At 60.1% G+C, this 17312-nt stretch carries 28 protein-coding genes; 12 read left to right on the top strand and 16 right to left on the bottom strand.

Annotated elements, in window-relative coordinates:
- Nucleotide 1: 1 nt before the first annotated feature.
- Nucleotides 2-538 (bottom strand): superoxide dismutase family protein, encoded by a 537-nt coding sequence (gene sodC, locus SynA1562_RS07215; RefSeq protein WP_186493321.1) that lies wholly within the window; start codon nt 536-538, stop codon nt 2-4.
- Nucleotides 539-623: 85 nt separating this feature from the next.
- Between sodC and SynA1562_RS07210 the strand changes: the two genes are divergently transcribed.
- Both SynA1562_RS07210 and SynA1562_RS07205 read left to right on the top strand, forming a co-directional pair.
- Entirely contained in the window at nt 624-860 is a 237-nt protein-coding gene (locus SynA1562_RS07210) for a hypothetical protein (protein ID WP_186495351.1), read from the top strand.
- A 490-nt stretch (nt 861-1350) separates the two neighbouring features.
- Nucleotides 1351-1704 carry a hypothetical protein gene (locus SynA1562_RS07205; protein ID WP_186493320.1) on the top strand — a complete coding sequence of 118 codons (354 nt, stop codon included), beginning with the start codon at nt 1351-1353 and terminating at the stop codon, nt 1702-1704.
- 17 nt (nt 1705-1721) lie between these two features.
- Here SynA1562_RS07205 and SynA1562_RS07200 read toward each other — a convergent pair whose 3' ends face one another.
- Nucleotides 1722-2126 (bottom strand): YccF domain-containing protein, encoded by a 405-nt coding sequence (locus SynA1562_RS07200; RefSeq protein WP_186493319.1) that lies wholly within the window; start codon nt 2124-2126, stop codon nt 1722-1724.
- 65 nt (nt 2127-2191) lie between these two features.
- Between SynA1562_RS07200 and SynA1562_RS07195 the strand changes: the two genes are divergently transcribed.
- From SynA1562_RS07195 to SynA1562_RS07185, 3 genes are all read left to right on the top strand, one after another.
- On the top strand, nt 2192-3052 hold the full coding sequence (locus SynA1562_RS07195) for an SDR family oxidoreductase (protein WP_186493318.1): 861 nt from the start codon (nt 2192-2194) through the stop codon (nt 3050-3052).
- 168 nt (nt 3053-3220) lie between these two features.
- Nucleotides 3221-3367, top strand: coding sequence for a hypothetical protein (locus tag SynA1562_RS07190; protein ID WP_186493317.1), 147 nt, complete (start codon nt 3221-3223; stop codon nt 3365-3367).
- Nucleotides 3367-3660, top strand: coding sequence for a hypothetical protein (locus SynA1562_RS07185; RefSeq protein ID WP_186493316.1), 294 nt, complete (start codon nt 3367-3369; stop codon nt 3658-3660). Before SynA1562_RS07190 ends, SynA1562_RS07185 begins: the two co-directional genes overlap by 1 nt.
- Here the strand turns inward: SynA1562_RS07185 and SynA1562_RS07180 are convergent.
- Nucleotides 3645-3866, bottom strand: a complete 222-nt coding sequence (locus SynA1562_RS07180; protein ID WP_255445581.1) for a hypothetical protein — start codon at nt 3864-3866, stop codon at nt 3645-3647. The two genes, SynA1562_RS07185 and SynA1562_RS07180, sit on opposite strands and share 16 nt — an antisense overlap.
- 148 nt (nt 3867-4014) lie before the next feature.
- Nucleotides 4015-4401 (bottom strand): DCC1-like thiol-disulfide oxidoreductase family protein, encoded by a 387-nt coding sequence (locus SynA1562_RS07175; RefSeq protein ID WP_186493314.1) that lies wholly within the window; start codon nt 4399-4401, stop codon nt 4015-4017.
- Between SynA1562_RS07175 and SynA1562_RS07170 the strand changes: the two genes are divergently transcribed.
- On the top strand, nt 4401-4769 hold the full coding sequence (locus SynA1562_RS07170; protein WP_186493313.1) for a hypothetical protein: 369 nt from the start codon (nt 4401-4403) through the stop codon (nt 4767-4769). The two genes, SynA1562_RS07175 and SynA1562_RS07170, sit on opposite strands and share 1 nt — an antisense overlap.
- 487 nt (nt 4770-5256) lie before the next feature.
- Here the strand turns inward: SynA1562_RS07170 and SynA1562_RS07165 are convergent, their stop codons facing one another.
- The 3 genes from SynA1562_RS07165 to SynA1562_RS07155 form a co-directional block, all read right to left on the bottom strand.
- Nucleotides 5257-5508: a hypothetical protein gene (locus SynA1562_RS07165; protein WP_186493312.1), complete on the bottom strand. Its 252-nt coding sequence runs from the start codon at nt 5506-5508 to the stop codon at nt 5257-5259.
- A 527-nt stretch (nt 5509-6035) separates the two neighbouring features.
- Entirely contained in the window at nt 6036-7421 is a 1386-nt protein-coding gene (locus SynA1562_RS07160; RefSeq protein ID WP_255445580.1) for a serine hydrolase, read from the bottom strand.
- Between the two features lie 63 nt (nt 7422-7484).
- Entirely contained in the window at nt 7485-7727 is a 243-nt protein-coding gene (locus SynA1562_RS07155) for a hypothetical protein (protein WP_255445579.1), read from the bottom strand.
- A gap of 168 nt (nt 7728-7895) precedes the next feature.
- On the opposite strand from SynA1562_RS07155, the gene SynA1562_RS07150 reads away from it, so the two are divergent.
- The gene (locus SynA1562_RS07150; protein WP_186493310.1) at nt 7896-8486 is read left to right on the top strand and encodes a nucleoside kinase; all 591 of its coding nucleotides are present in this window, start codon (nt 7896-7898) and stop codon (nt 8484-8486) included.
- Nucleotides 8487-8874: 388 nt separating this feature from the next.
- Here SynA1562_RS07150 and SynA1562_RS07145 read toward each other — a convergent pair whose 3' ends face one another.
- Together SynA1562_RS07145 and SynA1562_RS07140 are read right to left on the bottom strand one after the other, a co-directional pair.
- Nucleotides 8875-9138: a hypothetical protein gene (locus SynA1562_RS07145; RefSeq protein ID WP_186493309.1), complete on the bottom strand. Its 264-nt coding sequence runs from the start codon at nt 9136-9138 to the stop codon at nt 8875-8877.
- 180 nt (nt 9139-9318) lie between these two features.
- Nucleotides 9319-9567, bottom strand: a complete 249-nt coding sequence (locus tag SynA1562_RS07140) for a DUF1651 domain-containing protein (RefSeq protein WP_186493308.1) — start codon at nt 9565-9567, stop codon at nt 9319-9321.
- Between the two features lie 403 nt (nt 9568-9970).
- Between SynA1562_RS07140 and SynA1562_RS07135 the strand changes: the two genes are divergently transcribed.
- Entirely contained in the window at nt 9971-10255 is a 285-nt protein-coding gene (locus SynA1562_RS07135) for a 2Fe-2S iron-sulfur cluster-binding protein (RefSeq protein WP_186493307.1), read from the top strand.
- Here the strand turns inward: SynA1562_RS07135 and nth are convergent, their stop codons facing one another.
- Nucleotides 10256-10909, bottom strand: a complete 654-nt coding sequence (nth, locus tag SynA1562_RS07130; RefSeq protein ID WP_186493306.1) for an endonuclease III — start codon at nt 10907-10909, stop codon at nt 10256-10258.
- A gap of 179 nt (nt 10910-11088) precedes the next feature.
- Between nth and SynA1562_RS07125 the strand changes: the two genes are divergently transcribed.
- Nucleotides 11089-11976, top strand: coding sequence for a metal ABC transporter substrate-binding protein (locus tag SynA1562_RS07125; protein WP_255445777.1), 888 nt, complete (start codon nt 11089-11091; stop codon nt 11974-11976).
- Nucleotides 11976-12731 carry a metal ABC transporter ATP-binding protein gene (locus tag SynA1562_RS07120; RefSeq protein ID WP_186493305.1) on the top strand — a complete coding sequence of 252 codons (756 nt, stop codon included), beginning with the start codon at nt 11976-11978 and terminating at the stop codon, nt 12729-12731. Before SynA1562_RS07125 ends, SynA1562_RS07120 begins: the two co-directional genes overlap by 1 nt.
- On the opposite strand, the gene SynA1562_RS07115 is transcribed toward SynA1562_RS07120, so the two are convergent.
- Nucleotides 12732-14096 carry a 1-acyl-sn-glycerol-3-phosphate acyltransferase gene (locus tag SynA1562_RS07115; RefSeq protein ID WP_186493304.1) on the bottom strand — a complete coding sequence of 455 codons (1365 nt, stop codon included), beginning with the start codon at nt 14094-14096 and terminating at the stop codon, nt 12732-12734.
- 32 nt (nt 14097-14128) lie between these two features.
- Between SynA1562_RS07115 and SynA1562_RS07110 the strand changes: the two genes are divergently transcribed.
- Nucleotides 14129-14953, top strand: a complete 825-nt coding sequence (locus SynA1562_RS07110; RefSeq protein ID WP_011364450.1) for a metal ABC transporter permease — start codon at nt 14129-14131, stop codon at nt 14951-14953.
- Nucleotides 14954-14977: 24 nt separating this feature from the next.
- On the opposite strand, the gene SynA1562_RS07105 is transcribed toward SynA1562_RS07110, so the two are convergent.
- From SynA1562_RS07105 to SynA1562_RS07085, 5 genes are read right to left on the bottom strand one after another with little or no spacing between them, the layout of a single operon-like run.
- Nucleotides 14978-15166, bottom strand: coding sequence for a hypothetical protein (locus tag SynA1562_RS07105; protein WP_186493303.1), 189 nt, complete (start codon nt 15164-15166; stop codon nt 14978-14980).
- Nucleotides 15147-15347 carry a hypothetical protein gene (locus tag SynA1562_RS07100; protein ID WP_006851769.1) on the bottom strand — a complete coding sequence of 67 codons (201 nt, stop codon included), beginning with the start codon at nt 15345-15347 and terminating at the stop codon, nt 15147-15149. The genes SynA1562_RS07105 and SynA1562_RS07100 overlap by 20 nt, the downstream gene beginning before the upstream one ends.
- Before the next feature lie 55 nt (nt 15348-15402).
- A complete protein-coding gene (locus SynA1562_RS07095; protein WP_186493302.1) occupies nt 15403-16191 on the bottom strand; it encodes an ABC transporter ATP-binding protein in 789 nt (262 codons plus the stop codon).
- Nucleotides 16181-16612: an NUDIX hydrolase gene (locus SynA1562_RS07090; protein ID WP_186493301.1), complete on the bottom strand. Its 432-nt coding sequence runs from the start codon at nt 16610-16612 to the stop codon at nt 16181-16183. The genes SynA1562_RS07095 and SynA1562_RS07090 overlap by 11 nt, the downstream gene beginning before the upstream one ends.
- Nucleotides 16609-17094, bottom strand: a complete 486-nt coding sequence (locus tag SynA1562_RS07085) for a hypothetical protein (RefSeq protein ID WP_255445578.1) — start codon at nt 17092-17094, stop codon at nt 16609-16611. Before SynA1562_RS07085 ends, SynA1562_RS07090 begins: the two co-directional genes overlap by 4 nt.
- Nucleotides 17095-17144: 50 nt before the next feature.
- Here SynA1562_RS07085 and SynA1562_RS07080 point away from each other — a divergent pair, with 50 nt between their 5' ends.
- Nucleotides 17145-17303, top strand: a complete 159-nt coding sequence (locus SynA1562_RS07080; RefSeq protein ID WP_186493299.1) for a hypothetical protein — start codon at nt 17145-17147, stop codon at nt 17301-17303.
- Nucleotides 17304-17312 lie beyond the last annotated feature (9 nt).

Genomic DNA, 17312 nt, shown 5'->3' with positions numbered 1-17312 from the left:
GTCAGCGCTCGTCAGGCACCACACCACAGGCAACCCGTGCTCCACCTCCACCGAGAGGGGGCTCGTCCCTGTAGGTGTCGCCTCCAGCGTGAACAATCAGTGCTTTGCCCCGCAGATCCGCTGTGCTGAGCCGAGGGGCCACCACGCTGGTGTTGGTCTTGCCGTCGTCATCCACCACCAGCCTGCTCAGATCGCCCCGGTGACCGTTTCCGAAGGGGCCGAGGTGTTGGCCGGTCTCGTCAGGATCCCAGTGCCCACCGGCAGCGAGGCCGGCAACGGCGGTGCCTTCTGCAGTCTGGCCCGCCTCACAGCTCCCCGTGCTGTGGAGATGGAAGCCGTGTTCCCCGGGTGTCAGCCCCGCGAGATCGGGATATATCACCAAGCCTTGGTCGGTGTCTTGCGCGGTGACGCTGCCGATCGACTCGCCAATGCCATTGGCATCAATGCGTTGCAGGGGTACCTCCAAGGCGTCGCACCAGCCGGGTGTGAGCGTGATCAGGCCGATGAGCAGAACGAGCTGGGCGAGCAGGCGACGCATCACAGAACAGCGGGTTCTTGAATTGTCGCTCCCGGTTGGTGCCGTCTGCGGTGAAGATGGTGCGTCGTTCGGCTGATGCTTGGTGATGCGGTGGGAATACACCCAGTTGCGCTTTGTTCCGCGGGGGAAGTCATGGACCGGAGAAATCGAGGAGCTCTGGCTGGATGACCGGCAGCTGATCTCAAGAAGCCACCCGCAGCGTGACGTCAGCCTGGTGGGCCTGATGAATGAATTGGGTGAGCAGGGATGGGAATTGGTCACGTATGCCCAACCCTTCACCGGTTACCACGGCGGTTGCTACACCTTCAAACGCCAGAAGTGAGCAAGTGCTTCAGAGCAGGCTGGCGTTGATGTGCTGGGCCATGCCCATGAAGCCAATCACGAGAAGAGCAATGGCAACAGTTGAGGCAAGGGAAGCCAAGCCCATTTGTGTTTGATTACTCAAGCTTTTCATGCATCAACCTCGTTTTTCAGATGCACGAGAATGCATTGCTCGTAGCAACTGCCATCATCGAGATTGCAGAGTGTTAGGCACTCAAAGTAGGCATTCACTTGTGATTCAGTGACGCAGGATTGGGCAGCGTTTGGTGATTCCAAATTTGTACTCAGCATGTCTTTTTCGATTCGCTTGGTGACACTATGCTGATTTTTCTTTTAAGGCAACGAAATTATTGCGGCGGGTAAATACCTAGATAGGAATACCTATTCGAGTCAAATCTAAGTTTCCGATCTATGCATCCCTGTCATTAATCCAGTGCTGGAGCGCTCTCAAGTCGATCTGATTGCAGGCCCAAGCTCCTTAAAGTGAGCCGATGAGCAAGGGCAACCCCGCTGAACGGCTCGAGGATGAGCTGGATCGTGCGAAGGCTCGTGGCCGCTGGCTCAGTGACGATGAGCAGGCTGAGCTTGATCGCGAGGTTGATGCCATGGCCCTTCAGCTGGAGGCCAAGCAACGGCGTGATCGCAAGCTGATGATCCTCACCGGGGTCTGCCTGTTGATTCCGCCGTTGTGGCCTCTGGCCCTTGGGCTCACCTTGTTTCTTCTTTATCCAGACACCATGGCCAGGATCGGACTGGCTGCGGCGATCACTTTCTTGGTGAGTGGATTGCTGTTGGCCGGCGTGCTCGGTTTGGCGATGGTCTGGCTGGTTCAGCTGCTGTTCTGATCAGAGCTTCGATCAGATCAGTGTCTTGACTTCACCACCGTCATGCCCACGGGGGCCAGGGCAATCAACGCCAACTTGATGTGCTGAATGCCGAAGGGAATGCCGATGATCGTGACAAAACAGGCCAGGGCGCTGCTGAGGTGACCCAGGGCCAACCACCAGCCGGCCACAAGGAACCAGATCACATTGCCGAGTGCACCCAGGGGGCCCGTTCCCAGATCGCCTCGTCCCCTGAGCTGACGCCGGTTCATGGCCTCGGAGCCGAAGGGCCATAGCGAGAAACAGCCGATCACCCAGCACGAACGCGCCCATGGCAGGCCAATGATGCTGATCGCGCAGATCAGTGCGGCCAGCCACCAGGCCAGCGCCATGGGCAGTCCGCCGAGAACAACCCAGAGGAGGTTGAGGAGCATCGAAAGCATGTCTCCATTGTCACGGCACGCCCGATGTTCGTTCGTTAAATTCTGTAAAAGGTGTTTGACCAGGTATGCCGGGCCGTTTCGGGATTGTTGGTTGTGGATATGTCGGTTCTGCTGTTGCAGCCCATCTCAGGCACCAAGGCCATGAGGTTGTCGGCACCACCACAACCCCCGGACGGTTGGCTGAACTCTGCGATCTGGTTGACCACCCCCGTCTCTACAGCGCGGGCGACCCGATGGCAGACACCAGCTTCCTGGATCGGCTTGATGGCGTTCTGATTGCGATGGCCCCCACCACCGCCACCTTTGAAGAGGATCATTACGAGAAGGTTTATGGCCAGGCAGTGCCGGCCCTGGTGGATGCCATCCGTCAACGGCAAGGGCTTAAGCCGCTGCATGTGGCGTACCTGAGCAGTGCAGGTGTTTATGGCGATCAGTCCGGTGCGATCTGCAATGAGCTGACGCCCCCGGATTGTTCCAACAATGCCAACGCTCTTCTGGCCAGCGCCGAGAGCTGCGTTCTTGCGTTGAACGACGCCTCAACCCAGGCCTGTGTGCTGCGGCTTGGTGGTATTTACGGTCCCGGTAAGGACATCCCGTCCTACATCCGCAGCGCTGCTGGACAGTCGGTTCGGAAGAACGGTAATCACATCAACGCCTGGGTTCATCTCCACGACATCATCCGTGGCGTTGATTTCGCCTTCGGCCGGCGGCTCCAAGGCATCTACAACCTTGTGGATGATCTCCAGTTCACCCGGCGTCAGCTCTCCAATGCTCTGTGTGATGACTTCGGATTGCCTCCCGTGATCTGGGACAACCATGATCGACCTGGCGCCCGTGTCTTCAATGCCCGTGTCAGCAACGCCCGGTTGCGTGAGATCGGATTTCAGCCCAGCGTCAGCTCCATGCTCGAACCTGTGGCGGCTTGAGCTCTGCATCCGCTAGCGGCCGTGTATTCCTTCTGCGGCTGATTTGATTTTTCGATACAGATTGAGTGAATTTCTCTCATATTGAGGTGACTGTGTAAAGCAGGATTGCGGGATCCACAGTCAACTTGTTGTGTTGATTAGACCCTTCGCATTCATCGCGGCGGTGCTGTGAAAGACGAGTCGTTTTGCATCGAATTTGCATCCTCCTTTGCATTGATGCTGCTGGAGCTCAATGCAGAATTGCTCGAGCTTGCTGATGAAGCCTCCAATGTCACAGCAGAGGTTTCTGTTGTTGAGCTTGAGCGTGCCTGCTGATGTTGGCTCGCATTCGTGCCGTCTTTGCTGACGCTCAAACGGAAGGTTTGGATCAGCTGTACGACGTCATCAATGCGGCACGTGATCTTGCACCCGATTCAGATTTTCAAGCCTGCTACGACCTCGTGATGGCATCCGGTGGCCCTGAAGTGGAAACCTGGATCAACTTCACGGTAACCACTGCCACTCGCTTCGATCTTGATGATCAACCGGAGCCGGAACAGTTTCTTTCCGTTCTCGAGGAATGTTGCGATGCCCGTCGGGAACAGCAGAGGGTTCAGCCCTCGGAATAGCGCAGGGCTTTGAGGCCCATCACCAGATGGGTGCGAAAACTTCCCAGCGCCATCACCTGCTTGGGTGATCGCGTGTCGCTCACGGCATCGCCCTGGCTTTCAATCCAACGCAGCAGCTCCTGGGTTTGGTCGGCCCATGCACTCAGTGCAGCGCGCAGCAGTTCGTCATCGCTGAGTCGCCCTTCAGGAACGGCGGATGGATCCATCGCCGCTTTCAGCAAGGCGTTGAGTTGCTGATGGCTCAGCGCGTCAGGAACAAAGGGATCGGGATCGATGCTTAAGAAAATCTTTAGGCGTGCCTCGACGGTAGATCAGAGGTATCGGTTGCGACTACCCGTGTTTTGGCTCATTGCCTCAGCGTGATGGAACTTGATCCGGGTCAACGCTCAGGCCGCGTGTGGCGAGGGCCAGGCGCCGGGCTGCCAACAGGGCGGGATAGGCCAGTGCTGAGCGTTGGTTGTCAGCGAACAGCCTGGCCAGCAGCCTCAGCAGGGGATCGCTGGGCTTCATGCGCCGGCTGAGTTCTGCAATGGCTTCACTGCCATGCCACTTCTGTTCTCCTTCAATCAGAACGGCGCCATTGCGCAATGGCAATCCGAGGGCATTGAGCTCGCGACGCAGGTTGTGATCGGCGCGTCCGTCAACAATGCGCAGGTTGGCTACACCCGCCTGGAGCTCACTGCGCAGGGCGAACTCCCGACAGAATGGACACCCGCCGTCGTAGATGAGGGTTAACAGCATTGCTGAATTCTGTCGCGAAAGGCTTAGGTCTTGCGTTGTTGTTGCTTTGCTGGTTGTTGGTGGCGCCCCAGCCCTCATGGGCGGATTGGGTTTGTGATGGGGATCGACTCAGTGTTGAGATCACACGCGGAGCCGTTGATCTCACCGGTCTGGAGGAGGGCATTCCCAACACGTTGGAGGGAACCCTGCCTGGGGACGGTGTTTTGCTGCACTGGCGCGATCTCGACTTGCAACTTCCGCGCACCAACAATGCAGGTGCCCCCAGTTACACCGATGGCCGTTGGTGGTGGCGTGTTGTTGATGAATCAGCGCCGGAATTCTGGGAGCGCCGCGGCACGGTGATCCGTCACCAATGTGAACTGATCTGAGCCTTCATCCTTCTACCGCCGTTTTCGCTGGCGTCGGTTGGCCTTGCGCGTTCCTCCATAGCGATAACCGGCTTGGTCGCGAAAGTTCGGCCAGCAGGTTTCGCACACCAGAATCCAGTCCGCGAGTTGGGCGCTGCAGACCCGGAAATGCACGTCACCCGGCTGTCTGCAGTGCTCGCAACAGAAACTTTTGTTTTTCCACAGTTTTTCAACCGGCCCTTCCGAAGGATTGGGGCCTTCATGCTTCCGCGGAGGATTTTTTGCTTGGTTCACAGCAGAAGACACTTCGTTGCCACTTGAGGCGTTTTCAGAATCACTGATGCTTTTTTTGCTTGAAATCAACCGCTAGCACAGCATTCTTCGCAATGAAACGCGGGATTTACGGAGGAGCTGTTGAGCGTCTGACGTGTTTTCCACGCCGATCGCCAAAATCGCTGCGCTCGCCAGGATCACCTGTTTGAGTCCTGTGGAAAAGCTGTGTATAACTCTACGAATCGCTTGGAACCTGGACGTTGATGGAGGCTTTCAGGACGGCCATCTCGTGGGCAGTGAGGTGCGCTTCAACGGCTTCAGGGGTGTTGTTCAGGTAGTGAATCCATGCCTGGTAGCACTGTTGTTGCGTTGCCATGGTGTTCTGATCTTCACCATCCCTGGCGCTGACCAGAAGCTCTTCAATCCTGGCTAGACGCGCTTCGATCCGGCTCAAGCGGCTGGTGATGGCCTCGTTCTCTTGCGGCACCTGCGGGTGGGCGATTGCTGCCGTGATTGTTGCCGAGGGCGCCTGGGTTGACGGTGTAGTACATGCGCACTAAAACAGATGTACTGCTCCATAGCTCATGTCTGCCAGTTCTCCTTACGCCCCCTTTCGTGCTGACGAGTGGATGCGCCATTCCTTGATCCGGCCGCGCAAGGCATTTCCGGCAACGGCTTCGACCACGGTTTCTGCAACGACGAAACCTCGCGCCAGGCCATCCGGTCCTGCTCGCGTTTGTGAGGCTGTACAGGGTGAGCTCTTCCTCTTCCCTGTTGTGATCTGCTGAGCCTTGGCCTCTGCGACAAACGTTTGCGGGAGTCGCTGTTTGGTCCCTGTTCTGTCAGGGTATCCAATGGTTTTTGTTGCCACACCATGCTGTTGTTTGCTTCCCAGACAGCTCCAGGCGGTCCAACCGTCATCCTTCCTGCCCTGTTGATTACTGGGCTTCTTGTTGCAGCATCCCAGGCTTTCGTTCCCAAGGGCGGCGACAAAAGCTGAGCTCTGCCGTTCTCTTATCGCAGGGCTGAGAGAACATCAGCCCCGAAAGCATTGGCATCGAATCCTGCCTTGTTCGGTGTATGTCCCAGACGCACGATCACAGCACGCTGGGATGGCGCAATCAGCAAAAGTTGTCCCTGGTAGCCCTCCGCTGAAAAGCTGTTGTTGGGGAGATCAGGCCGAGATTTGCGACGGCTGAGCCACCAATGCGCCCCATATCCCTTCTTGGAACCTCGCGACGCCGTTCGCGCCCGCTGTACCCAGTTCGCGGGAAGAAGTTGTTTGCCCTTCCATCGGCCCTGATCCAGATAAAGCTGGCCAAATCGAGCCCAATCGCGTCCGCTGGCCCAGGCCAGCGATGAGCCCACCAAAGTTCCGCTGTTATCGCTTTCCAGCACAGCCGTCGTCATGCCCAGGGGGGCGAACAAAGCCTTTGAGGGAAAGGCCCAGTAGTCCTGATCGTCGTTGATGGCGTGCCTCAGGATCCGGCTGAGAATGTTGGTGGTCCCGGATGAGTAGCTCCACTTCTTGCCTGGTTTTTTGATGAGGGGCTGGCTGGCGGCGAACCCTGCCATGTCGGCTTCCTGGGTGAGCATTCGTACCAGATCTGAGTTCAGGTCTCCCGTCGATTCCTCAAAGGCCAGACCGCTGTTCATCCGCAGCAGTTGATCGAGGCTGATTCGTCGACGAGGGTCCTCTGGATCGCTCCACTCAGGCACGCTCGGCGGCTTGTCCGGATCCAGAATTCCTTTTTGGACGGCAAGTCCGATCAGGGCATGGGTGATGCTTTTGCTCATCGACCAGCCGATCAGGGGCATGTTCGGCTGAATGCCTTGGGCGTAGCGCTCAGCGATCACCCAGCCGTCCTGCACCACCACAACGGCACGGGTTCGTTTGGGTGCAAGTGGCTCGTTTTCCTCAAAGGCGCGATCGAGAACATCGTTCAGCGCCTGGCGATCGATCTCCGGTGGCTCTGCAGGAGCCATGTCGACCAGGCGCCAGGGACCTCCGATTGGCTTGGGATCTCTGTTACCTGGGCTGGCCTGGCGGAACAACCGTGGCGATGGCTGCCCGTTCATCCGCCAGGTGCAGCCCCGTTCTCCGTTCTGAACGGCTTCAGAGCGGAACAGTCCGAACAGGGCGCTGGCTTCAACGCGCCCAGCCCCGGGCTCGATCCTGGTTTGGATCAGCCCCTGGCCGGCGGCCAGATCTTCCCTGAGCATCCGATTCGGATCCATTCCAGCCATGAGCACACCGCTGCAGAGCTGTTTGGCGCTGAAGCTCGTGCCCGCCCTGGCGAGGTTGGTCAGGTTCTGCAACGGCGGTTCCAGGGCTGCCCCGGCGCTGAAGGTCACTGCTGCAGCTGAGAACAAGGCAGTGCGCAACTGGTTCTTCGTCACCCTCAACAGCCCATGAAAAAAGCGGGGATGCTCCCCGCTTCAATCATCGGTGCATGTTTGGCTTCAGTACACGTCGTAGCCGACGCCGCGGTAACGCAGTTCCCGCCCGCCGGTTGGGTGCTGCTGCGGATCAATCGGTTCGTAGGTGACGCCGCGATAGCGCAGCAGCTTGGTTCTGGTTCCCACCGGGGTGTGCACCCGGTCGGTGTGGCCTTGGTGGCGGAAGGCCCGTGCCATCTGTGTTCTGGCCGATTCGATGGCCTGGTTGCGCACAGTCCGTGCCTTGATCAGTTGAAGGGTGTTCATCTCTCTCTTGCCCGGTGCCCACACCCCCGTTGCCTGGCGTGGATCTGACTGCGGCCTGTGGATGAGGCTCAACGTGACTTCACCATAGCCTCAATCTGTATCAACGGCTACTTTTTTGCTGCCTTGTTCGGGGTGTGTTGTCAGCATTGGCGTGAGTGAAGGCGGCGCATGTCTGGGGCAGTACCTCTGGTATGCATCTGCGGCCCGTCCGCGGCCGGCAAAACAACCTTCGCGGCCCATCTGGCTGGGCAACTGCGTGCCAGGGGGTACCAGCCATTGCTGATCTCCTGCGACGACTACTACCGCAGTGGTTGGTCGCCCAACTCGCGCTACGGCTTCGACACGGTGGATGCCATTGATGCGGATCAGTTGAAGCTGGAGCTCAGCGCTGTTCGCTACCGGCAGCTCGACTCCCTGCGTAGCTACGACATGCGCAGCCGCAAGGTCAACTCCAGGTTGTTGCAGCAGCCCTATGACTTGGTTCTGGTGGAAGGCTCCTACGGGCCGCAACATCTGTTGGAGTCTGTGCCGATCTCGCTGGTGGTGTACATCGAAACGCCTCTTCTGCAGCGGTTGGTTCAACGCCTCTGGCGTGATGTGCGCGACAGGCAGCGGCCGGCTTTGTACGTGATTCGCCAGATGCTGTGGGAGATGTTGCCGGGTGAGCGACGCTTCATTCACCCTTTGAAACGCCGCGCGGACGTGGTCGTTCGCGGCTACGACTGGAATCTGGAGCCCGTTCTCAGCAGAATCGGCTAACTGCAGTGGACCGTGGTTCGACGAACTGAATCAACGGGTTTGCGCTTTGCGGCGGGATAACAGCCGCGAAATTTTCGCCATCCATCGACCCGGTGCAGCTTGTTCTGTCGAAAGAACCGGCGTTCTTTGCCTGGCAAAAGCAGGGCCAGGGCTTGAATGTTCTGACAATGCCCAGCGGTAATCCATCAAGGATCGGGGCTTGCCTGCTGGCGAAGCTGACGTTGAGTGCGCAACAGCGTTCAAGGGCGCCTTCTTGCCCCATGGCCCAACCAGGCCAAGCTCCGCCAGCGGCCATTTCTCATCAACCGGAGGATGTTCATCCACTCCTCATCAATGGAGGAATCGCAATTGGTGCTTGGGGTGTTCAGGTCAACCAGCGGTTACAGGTTCAGACCTTGTTCCCTTCGTCGTCCCAGTACTCGATCCTGTTCACTTCAAGGGTGTCCTGTTTGAGCTTGGCGGCGATCTCCTTGGCCCTCGCCCTCAGGTTCAACTCATCGGTGACCAGGCTTTGGTAGACGATCTCCTCCAGCGTTTCTGCTGGGGCTTCCGTGACGATCTGCTTCACGTCGTCCTTGCTCAGCTTCACGTCAGTTCGGATGCTGACGGTCTGCTCGAAATTGAACTCGATTTCGTTGATGACCGATTCCATGGGCTTCCCTGCAGACAAAAAGAAACCCCCGCCGAAGGCAGGGGCTCCAAAACGACTCTCGGGAGTGTGACCTTGTTTCCACCCCGTGAGGCGTTTTTCCTCACACGACCAAAATGCCAACTCCAGGCGTGCAGTGGGATTGCTGATGGACAGCCCCGCAGTTGGCCCCAGCGGGCTTTGTCAAAGTTCAGCTGCGTCGCCCCAGGCCGGTGATGCAAGGCGCTTCCAGCCCTGGGTCTGCAAGGACGCCCAGAGCTGTTCTGCTTCGGTCTTTCGCAGATGTCGGCGTTCCTTCAGCAGGGGAGGGCCATCCGGCAGGCGACGGCCTCTGTCGATGAAGACCTTCGGCTCGTTGATCCATCCCTTCTGATCCCGGTGGAATCGCCAGATCCAGCAATCGTCGCTGTCGATCAGCCAGCCCTCTCCCATGACCATGCTGCAAGTACATCTGTACTAGCAAGGGTGGGCGTGGGCGGTCAAGTCGTCTTCAGGCTCCGGGTCAGGGCCAAAAAAAGGAGCAGGCCCCTCAGCCCACCCCCTCCGTGACGCATCGAAAGCACCATTGCTTTCACGCTGCACTGTCCATGACGCTGGCGCTTTGGCGGGCATCGATGCGCACGTCTTTAGGCATTACTGCTTAGTAAGAGCTGTTCTTATTCGCGTGATGATTCGCTTGGCGCGAGCATCACTGCCAACGCTTCGGGAGGTTGAACAAGCGCAGGTTCCCTCGCCTGCACCTCCCCCCACCCATTCAAGAGACGACATTGCAGGTCCAGCTTTCCTGGCTCGGATGGTCTGATTCAGCTACCAACCCTTCAGGACCTTCCACGTCATGGCCTCTTTCAACATCAGCATCGAGGGTGGTGCCAGCTTTGCCTGCCCTGATGACACGTACATCCTCGATGCGGCTGAGGAGGCCGGTGTTGATCTGCCCTATTCCTGTCGGGCAGGCGCCTGTTCAACCTGCGCCGGCCGTTTGGTGAGTGGCTCTGTGGACCAGACCGATCAGAGCTTTCTCGATGAAGATCAGATGGGTCAGGGGTTTGCCCTCCTTTGTGTGAGCTATCCCAGCGCTGATTGCGTGATCAAGGCCAACGCTGAAGAGAACTTGTCTTGATCAGGGCTTGCGTGTGATCACAGGACGACGCCGTTTCGGATAAAGCTCACGGCACATGGGGCAGACGGTGCCGTTGCAGCCCCGTGCCGTGCAGAATTCGCGGCCCCAGAAGATGATCTGCAGGTGCAGCTTGTTCCAGTGCTCCTCGGGGAAGAGGCGCTTCAGGTCTTGTTCTGTGCGCGCCACACTGCTGCCGTCGCTCAAGCCCCAGCGCTGAGCCAGCCGGTGGATGTGGGTGTCGACGGGGAAGGCGGGCACGCCGAAGGCCTGGGCCATCACCACGCTGGCTGTCTTGTGCCCCACGCCGGGTAACGCTTCGAGTTCCTCAAAGCTCTGGGGAACGTCGCCGTCGTAGGCCGTCACCAGAATCTGGGCGAGGCGCCGCACGTTTCTGGCCTTGGTTTTGGCCAACCCGAGCTGCCGGATGAACGCCAGGATCTGCTCCTCCTCGAGTGCCGCCATGGCGGCGGGTGTCGGTCCGGCGGCAAACAGCGCTGGCGTCACCTCATTCACCTTCTTGTCGGTGCACTGGGCACTCAACAGAACAGCGATCAGCAGGGTGAACGGATCCCTGTGATCAAGGGGTACCGGTGTTTCTGGGTACTGCTCGTTGAGGCGCTGCAGGATCACCTCCACTCGCTCAGACCTGCGCACGGGTGTTCAGTGAGTCAGGTGATCTTGGCGCTTCGGCGATTGCATCGCTTCGTTGCAGCGTTTCCCTGCCGTTGCCGCAGTTGTTTTAGGACCGGCAGGTGCAATCCTTGATCAGGCCAGATTTGTCTTCATTGCACCTGTTGAACTTGAAACGTTCGGCGGCCGTGCTGCTGGTTGTGATGGGTGTGTTGCTCGCCTCCTGCCGCAGCCGAGATCAGAACATCGCCGTGGATTCCCGCCCCCAGGTGCTCACCACCTTCACGGTGTTGGCTGATCTGGCCCGGAATGTGGCGGGTGATCGGATGCAGGTGGCTTCGATCGTCAAGCCCGGGGCCGAGATCCACGGTTATCAACCCACCCCCAGTGACATCGAGCGCGCCAGCAAAGCAGATCTGATTGTTGAGAACGGGTTGGGATTGGAGTTGTGGGCCCAGCGTTTCACGGCTGCAGCGGGGGATGTGCCCACCATCACCCTTTCGGAGGGGATGGAGCCTCTGCTGATCGCGGAGGATGCCTATTCCGGCAAGCCCAACCCCCATGCCTGGATGTCCCCCCAGCGCACGATGGGCTATGTGGACCATCTTGAGCGGGCCTTCAGCCAACTCGATCCGGCCGGAGCCGAGGTCTATTCCGCTAACGCGTCGGCCTACAAAGCCAAGCTCCAAGCCCTCGATCAGGAGCTGCGCACGGCGATCGGCGAGCTGCCCGCCCGGCAACGGCTGCTGGTGAGTTGCGAGGGGGCCTTCACCTATCTGGCAGCGGATTACGGACTTGAAGAGGCCTATCTCTGGCCGGTGAATGCCGAAAGCGAGATCACACCCAAACGCATGGCACGGTTGATCGACACGGTGCGCGAGCGGCAGGTGCCGGCCATTTTCTGTGAAAGCACCGTGAGCGATAAAGCCCAACGTGAGGTGGCAGCGGCGGCCGGAGCACGATTCGGTGGCACCTTCTACGTGGATTCCCTCTCGTCTCCGGACGGGCCTGCACCCACCCTGCTGGAACTGCAGCGGCACAATGTGGGTCTAATCCTCAAGGGCCTGGACCTGTCCGAGAGCAACCGCTGATGCGCATTCAGGCCGACCAGCTCTGTGTGGACTACAACGGCACCGTTGCCCTGTACGACGCCAGCCTGCATCTGCCAGCCGGTTGCATCTGCGGTTTGGTGGGCATGAACGGTGCCGGCAAATCGACGTTCTTCAAGGCCCTCACTGGGTTTGTTCGCCCCTCGCGGGGCAGAATCCGCATCAACGGCAGCAGCGTTGCTGAAGCCCAGCGTCATCAAGCGGTGGCCTATGTGCCCCAGAGCGAAGGGGTGGACGCCCAGTTCCCAGTGTCGGTCTGGGATGTAGTGATGATGGGCCGCTACGGAGCGATGAATCCGTTGCGGATTCCCCGCAGCTCGGATCGTGTGGCTGTGCGGGACGCCTTGACGCGGGTTGATCTGCTGGAGCTGGCCGATCGTCCCCTTGGCACCCTTTCGGGTGGTCAGCGCAAGCGCATGTTCCTGGCCCGAGCCATCGCCCAGCGCGCCGATGTGCTTCTGCTGGATGAGCCCTTCAATGGGGTCGATGTGCGCACTGAGCAGCTGATGGCCCAGCTGTTTCTTCAGTTCCGCGACGAGGGCCGCACGATCCTGATTTCCACCCACGACCTGGGCCACGTCCGTGATTTTTGCGATCTGGTGGTTCTGATCAACAAGACCGTGCTCGCCTACGGGGAAACCTCGGAAGTGTTCACCCCTGAAAACCTCGCCATGACCTTCGGAGGCGTGCCGCCCGATCTACTGACAGGCAACAGCTCCCCGGAGGAGACGTTCTAATTAGAGCTCTCCTGTTTCAGTTGCCGTTTCCCGAGAGGCGTCGGGCATCATGGCAACGAGAGCCTGCTCCAGGTCTTGCATGAACAGCTGCATTGCCTCGCGACGGTTGCTGCGGTACTGACTTAGGCGAGGCCGCACAGGCAAGGCCCGTCCAAGACGCAGTTCCACCCGTTCTGGGCCGAGGCTGGGCTGACCCTTCCAGGGCTTGTCTTCGATCCAGCCGATCGCTTCTTCCACCAGCAGCAACATCTCGGCAAAGCGGTCGAAGTTGGCTCGATCGCTGATGTAGTGACCGCTCACGCTGGTGAAATGCTCCACCAGTCGCATGCGGGTGAGTTGGAGGTCGGCTTCCCGTGCCTCCCAGTCCGCCAGGCTCCGCTGCAACGGTGGGAGCTGATCAACACTTTCCCTGTAGATCCGATCCCAGGCGGCCTGCTCGATCCGGCGGCAGCGCTCCTGAAGATTGCCGACGGCACGCAGGCCGAAATGGGCTTCGGCTTTGGCCAGGCCATGCAGCCGGTAGACCTCGACCCGTTCGATGAAGGTCTGAGCTGGATCAGGCGTCAGCCGTTCAAGCTGCTCAAGGGCTTTGAGCAGATTCATGCCGATCTGGATCAGCCTGTCGCGGCTGGTGGTTTCGGGATTGTCCGGGCCGGCGTCGGTGCAGTTGATGCCGAGATGGCGTTCGAGGGACGCCAACCGCGCCTGGAGGGCGATCCAGTTGGGGTGTCTCCAGCTGTAGTGAATGCCAATGGGCAACACCTCCAGCGGCCGCTCGTCGTTGGCTTTCTCCAGATCCTCAGCGGCCCAGAACGCCAGTTGGGCTACCCCCGGCTCCAAGGGCGCCATCTCGCCGGAGAGGTTGTTGGTGGCTCCTTCCGGTGCCACCACCAGCGGGTAGCGCCCCTGGGCGAGAGCCCCGCGGGCCTGGGCCAGAGCTGGGCGATCCAAGCGGCCGCGGTGGATGGCGATGCCGCCACTGCGTTGCAACAGCCAGCCGATCACGGGGCCAGCCCAGATCGGAATGCCGCGGTCGTAGAGAAACCGCAGCTGGATGGGTCGTGGCAGCTGCAGCTTGAGCCGCCGAGCTGCCAGGGGAACTTGGTTCCAGAACAGATCCGCCATCACCACCGGATCACGGGTGCTGGGGTGACGAAAGGCAATCAGCAGATTGCAGGCCCCCGACTGCTGAGCTGCAAAGGCCCTGGCCAGGCCTTCTGCCGCTTCACGGTGGCTTAGTTCCAGCCCCTGACTGCGGAAGAGCAGGGGCAGCAGGCGGCTGACCACGGCCTGAACCATTCGGCTGGGGCGGGTGGGCAGCCGGCGCAGCGCGGGGCAGGCGTTCTGGGTGGAGGCGCGGGGCATCGAACCGGCTGCAGCGCGCCCATACTGATCCGATGGAGCTTTTGCTGGAACCCCTCAGTCACGCCTTCATGGTGAAGGCTTTGATGATCAGTGCCCTGGTTGGGGGTGTTTGCGGGCTGTTGTCCTGCTTCATGACCCTGAAGGGATGGGCATTGATGGGTGATGCCGTCTCACATGCCGTACTCCCTGGCGTGGTGGTCGCCTATGCCCTGGGCCTGCCCTTCTCCCTGGGGGCGTTCGTCTTCGGTGTGGGCTCCGTTGCCGCCATCGGCTTTGTGAAGCAGAAGTCGAGGGTGAAGGAAGACACCGTCATCGGGCTTGTCTTCACTGGCTTCTTCGCTCTGGGGCTCGTGCTCGTCTCCAAGACGCGCAGCAACATCGATCTCACCCACATCCTGTTCGGCAATGTGCTGGGGATCTCAGCGGGGGACGTGCAGCAGACCCTGGTGATTTCAGTGCTGGTGCTTGTGTTGCTGCTGCTGTTCCGGCGGGACCTGATGCTCTTCTGCTTCGATCCCACCCACGCCCGATCGATCGGGATCAACACCGGACTCCTGCACTACATGCTGTTGGGGCTCCTGTCCCTGGCCGCCGTTGCTGGTCTGCAGACTGTGGGAATCATCCTGGTGGTGTCGATGCTCGTCACCCCCGGCGCCACGGCCTATCTGCTCACCGATCGGTTTGACCGGATGACGCTGCTGGCCGTCACCAGCAGCGTGCTCTCCAGTGTGCTGGGGGTGTTCATCAGCTACTGGACCGACAGCTCCACCGCCGGTTGCATCGTGCTGGCACAAACCGCGCAATTCGTGCTCGCCTTTCTTCTTGCTCCTGGCCAGGGGGTGCTGCGGCGTCTCTGATCAGTGGATGAGTGGATCAGTGGATCAGCGCTCGTCCTCGTCCCAGTCGTAGGTGTCGTTGAAGCGCTGAACGCCGGCTTCTCGAAAGTGAAAGTCCTTGGCGGAACGACTCCGATCGGATTCCCTTTGCTTGGAACCGGCCTGGTCCCACGGCTCGCGGTAATCCAGATCGTCCCGCATGTCCTGGAACGGTTCAGGAGGCTTCGCTGTCATCCCACTTGGCTTTGCCATCGAGCAGTTCGATCAGCTCCTGGAGCTTGCCCATGGTGACGCGCACATCGGCACCGTCGGGCAGAACACCATCGGCCACCACGTTGTAGTGGTCACGGCACTGGTTGCGCAGTTCCTGCAGGCGCTTTTTGGTGATGGTCTTTTTCTGTTCTGCCGTTGCCATGGCGGATGCGTCGTCTGGCCCTCATCCCTAGCAGAGCAGGGTGCTGCGTCTGGATCTATCCCGGAAGAACCTGGCGAAAGCCTTGGGCTTCAACCACGTTGAGCGGGGTGTTGAACAGTTCACTCAGCTCGGCGGGCCGCAGCATCTCCCGCGGACTTCCATCTCCAACGATGCGTCCCTGCGCCAGAAACAGCACCCGTTCCATCTCCGGCACGATCGTGTCGACCCGATGGGTGACCTGCACCACCGTGGTTCCCCCTTGGATCAAGCGCCGCAGGATCGCCAGCAATTGATGGCAGGCCTGGAGGTCGAGGGCGCGGCTCGGTTCATCCAGCACCAGCACCTCGGGTTGGTGAACCAGAGCGCGAGCGATCAACAGGCGGCGTCGCTGTCCGTCCGATAGCTCTCCGCAGCAGCGTTCACGGATGCTGTGGAGGTGCAGTTGATCAAGCAGATCTCGCGCCTGCTCCCACTGCTTAACGCTTGGCTCCTGATCGCGGCCCAGTCGGGTGGCCCCAAAAAAACTGCTCACCACCACCTCTTCAACAGCTGTTTTTGGATGAAGCCGCTGTTCCAGCTCGCTCGACACCACTCCCAGGCGGCTGCGCAGCGCCCAGAGGTTCACCGTCTCGCTGCCAAACAACCGCAGATGAGCATCGGGGCGAACGATGGGGTAGAGGCTGCGGTCGATCAGTTTCACCAGGCTGCTTTTGCCTGCGCCATTGGGCCCCAACACGGTTGTGGACTGCCGCAGTTTCAATTGCAGGTTGAGCTCGTGCAGCACCGGGCGATCGCCCTGCCATGCCTGCACGTTGCGCAGATCGAGCCAGGTTTCAGCGGTCATGGCCTTCCTGCAGCAACCGTTCGATCACGATCGAGAGTCGTGGTGCGACGGGACGGAGCTCCTGCTGCCGCTCACTCCAGATCGAGTCACGCACCAGATCACTGAGGGAGACCAACTTCATCTCCTGGCCTTCCTTCAACTGCAGTTGGCTCAGGGGCACGCTGAGCGTTCCGCGGAACACGTGGGCCACCCGGTTGCCGCTGTCATCGCTGAACCATGGTTCCAGCGGAAGGCTGGGAGACCAATCGATCTCCTCCTGCAGCTCGCGGTGCACTGCGTCGCTGGCTGTCTCTCCCGGATCGAGATGGCCGCCGAACAACCCCCAGTGGCCCGGGTAAATGATTGAGTCGATATCGTCTCGCAGCTGGAGCAGCCATCGGCCCTCCCGCTCGAGCATGGCCAGGGCGACGGCGGGCTTCATGGCGTCTGCGGCTCGAGGCGTGACCACTGGGCCAGTCCACCGCCCCGACCGCGTGCTGTGAGTGTTCCCTCCTGCTCGTTCAGTTCGATCAGTGCAAAGAAGGGCAAGCGTTGGGGCTCCGGTGACGGCAGGCTTCGCTGCAGCAGCACCTGATCGAACCAGCTCAGCTCCAACGATGTGAAGCTGAACATCAGCAATGGCCTGGACCCCTTCAGCTGGGCCTGGCCGCTGAACCGCAACCGGAAACCGGCCAGGCAGACCTGATTCACGATGCTCAGGCCCTGGCTGCCGCGGCTCAAGGTCAGGCTGGCCTGCAGCCAACGCAGCAGCGTTGCAGTGCCAGGTGCCGGTGCATCACCGCTGCGCGTCCAGGTCTGCTGCAACATCCAGCAGCCCGGCAGCTGCTCGATCTGAATGCCGCTGCCCTCACGGCGGCTCTTGCCTTCCTTCGCCAGGAGAGCTGCGGCAGGCGAAACAGGCACGGCTGAGATCATGGGGCTCTGCAACATCCCCATTTTTTCGTAGTCGGCCCATGGAGCGCGACAAGCGCCGGACACCTCCCCTAACGGACCTGCTTCTACGGGGACTGCGCATCGGGGCCAGCACCATCGCCCTGGTGGAACTGCTGCGCAGTGATTGGATCGGAGGGGGGCTCGCCAGCCTGGCCTGGCTGGTGTTCGTTCAGGTGTAGCGTCGGCGG

Origin of the sequence: Synechococcus sp. A15-62, assembly GCF_014280075.1 — a bacterium.
Taxonomy (GTDB): Bacteria; Cyanobacteriota; Cyanobacteriia; order PCC-6307; family Cyanobiaceae; genus Parasynechococcus.
Note: the sequence above shows the minus strand (reverse complement) of the source record. Positions and strands in the feature narration are given on the sequence as shown.

Coding starts and splice junctions, on each gene's coding strand:
- SynA1562_RS07180 (WP_255445581.1), bottom strand. CDS start 3,866: ATGGATCCATCCGCCGTTCCTGAAGGGCGACTCAGCGATGACGAACTG.
- SynA1562_RS07095 (WP_186493302.1), bottom strand. CDS start 16,191: ATGACCGCTGAAACCTGGCTCGATCTGCGCAACGTGCAGGCATGGCAG.
- SynA1562_RS07105 (WP_186493303.1), bottom strand. CDS start 15,166: ATGACAGCGAAGCCTCCTGAACCGTTCCAGGACATGCGGGACGATCTG.
- SynA1562_RS07125 (WP_255445777.1), top strand. CDS start 11,089: ATGGGTGTGTTGCTCGCCTCCTGCCGCAGCCGAGATCAGAACATCGCC.
- SynA1562_RS07205 (WP_186493320.1), top strand. CDS start 1,351: ATGAGCAAGGGCAACCCCGCTGAACGGCTCGAGGATGAGCTGGATCGT.
- SynA1562_RS07080 (WP_186493299.1), top strand. CDS start 17,145: ATGGAGCGCGACAAGCGCCGGACACCTCCCCTAACGGACCTGCTTCTA.
- SynA1562_RS07090 (WP_186493301.1), bottom strand. CDS start 16,612: ATGAAGCCCGCCGTCGCCCTGGCCATGCTCGAGCGGGAGGGCCGATGG.
- SynA1562_RS07195 (WP_186493318.1), top strand. CDS start 2,192: ATGCCGGGCCGTTTCGGGATTGTTGGTTGTGGATATGTCGGTTCTGCT.
- SynA1562_RS07110 (WP_011364450.1), top strand. CDS start 14,129: ATGGAGCTTTTGCTGGAACCCCTCAGTCACGCCTTCATGGTGAAGGCT.
- SynA1562_RS07150 (WP_186493310.1), top strand. CDS start 7,896: ATGTCTGGGGCAGTACCTCTGGTATGCATCTGCGGCCCGTCCGCGGCC.
- SynA1562_RS07155 (WP_255445579.1), bottom strand. CDS start 7,727: ATGAACACCCTTCAACTGATCAAGGCACGGACTGTGCGCAACCAGGCC.
- SynA1562_RS07185 (WP_186493316.1), top strand. CDS start 3,367: ATGTTGGCTCGCATTCGTGCCGTCTTTGCTGACGCTCAAACGGAAGGT.
- SynA1562_RS07120 (WP_186493305.1), top strand. CDS start 11,976: ATGCGCATTCAGGCCGACCAGCTCTGTGTGGACTACAACGGCACCGTT.
- SynA1562_RS07140 (WP_186493308.1), bottom strand. CDS start 9,567: ATGGGAGAGGGCTGGCTGATCGACAGCGACGATTGCTGGATCTGGCGA.
- SynA1562_RS07145 (WP_186493309.1), bottom strand. CDS start 9,138: ATGGAATCGGTCATCAACGAAATCGAGTTCAATTTCGAGCAGACCGTC.
- SynA1562_RS07210 (WP_186495351.1), top strand. CDS start 624: ATGCGGTGGGAATACACCCAGTTGCGCTTTGTTCCGCGGGGGAAGTCA.
- SynA1562_RS07200 (WP_186493319.1), bottom strand. CDS start 2,126: ATGCTTTCGATGCTCCTCAACCTCCTCTGGGTTGTTCTCGGCGGACTG.
- SynA1562_RS07175 (WP_186493314.1), bottom strand. CDS start 4,401: ATGCTGTTAACCCTCATCTACGACGGCGGGTGTCCATTCTGTCGGGAG.
- SynA1562_RS07100 (WP_006851769.1), bottom strand. CDS start 15,347: ATGGCAACGGCAGAACAGAAAAAGACCATCACCAAAAAGCGCCTGCAG.
- SynA1562_RS07115 (WP_186493304.1), bottom strand. CDS start 14,096: ATGCCCCGCGCCTCCACCCAGAACGCCTGCCCCGCGCTGCGCCGGCTG.
- SynA1562_RS07135 (WP_186493307.1), top strand. CDS start 9,971: ATGGCCTCTTTCAACATCAGCATCGAGGGTGGTGCCAGCTTTGCCTGC.
- sodC (WP_186493321.1), bottom strand. CDS start 538: ATGCGTCGCCTGCTCGCCCAGCTCGTTCTGCTCATCGGCCTGATCACG.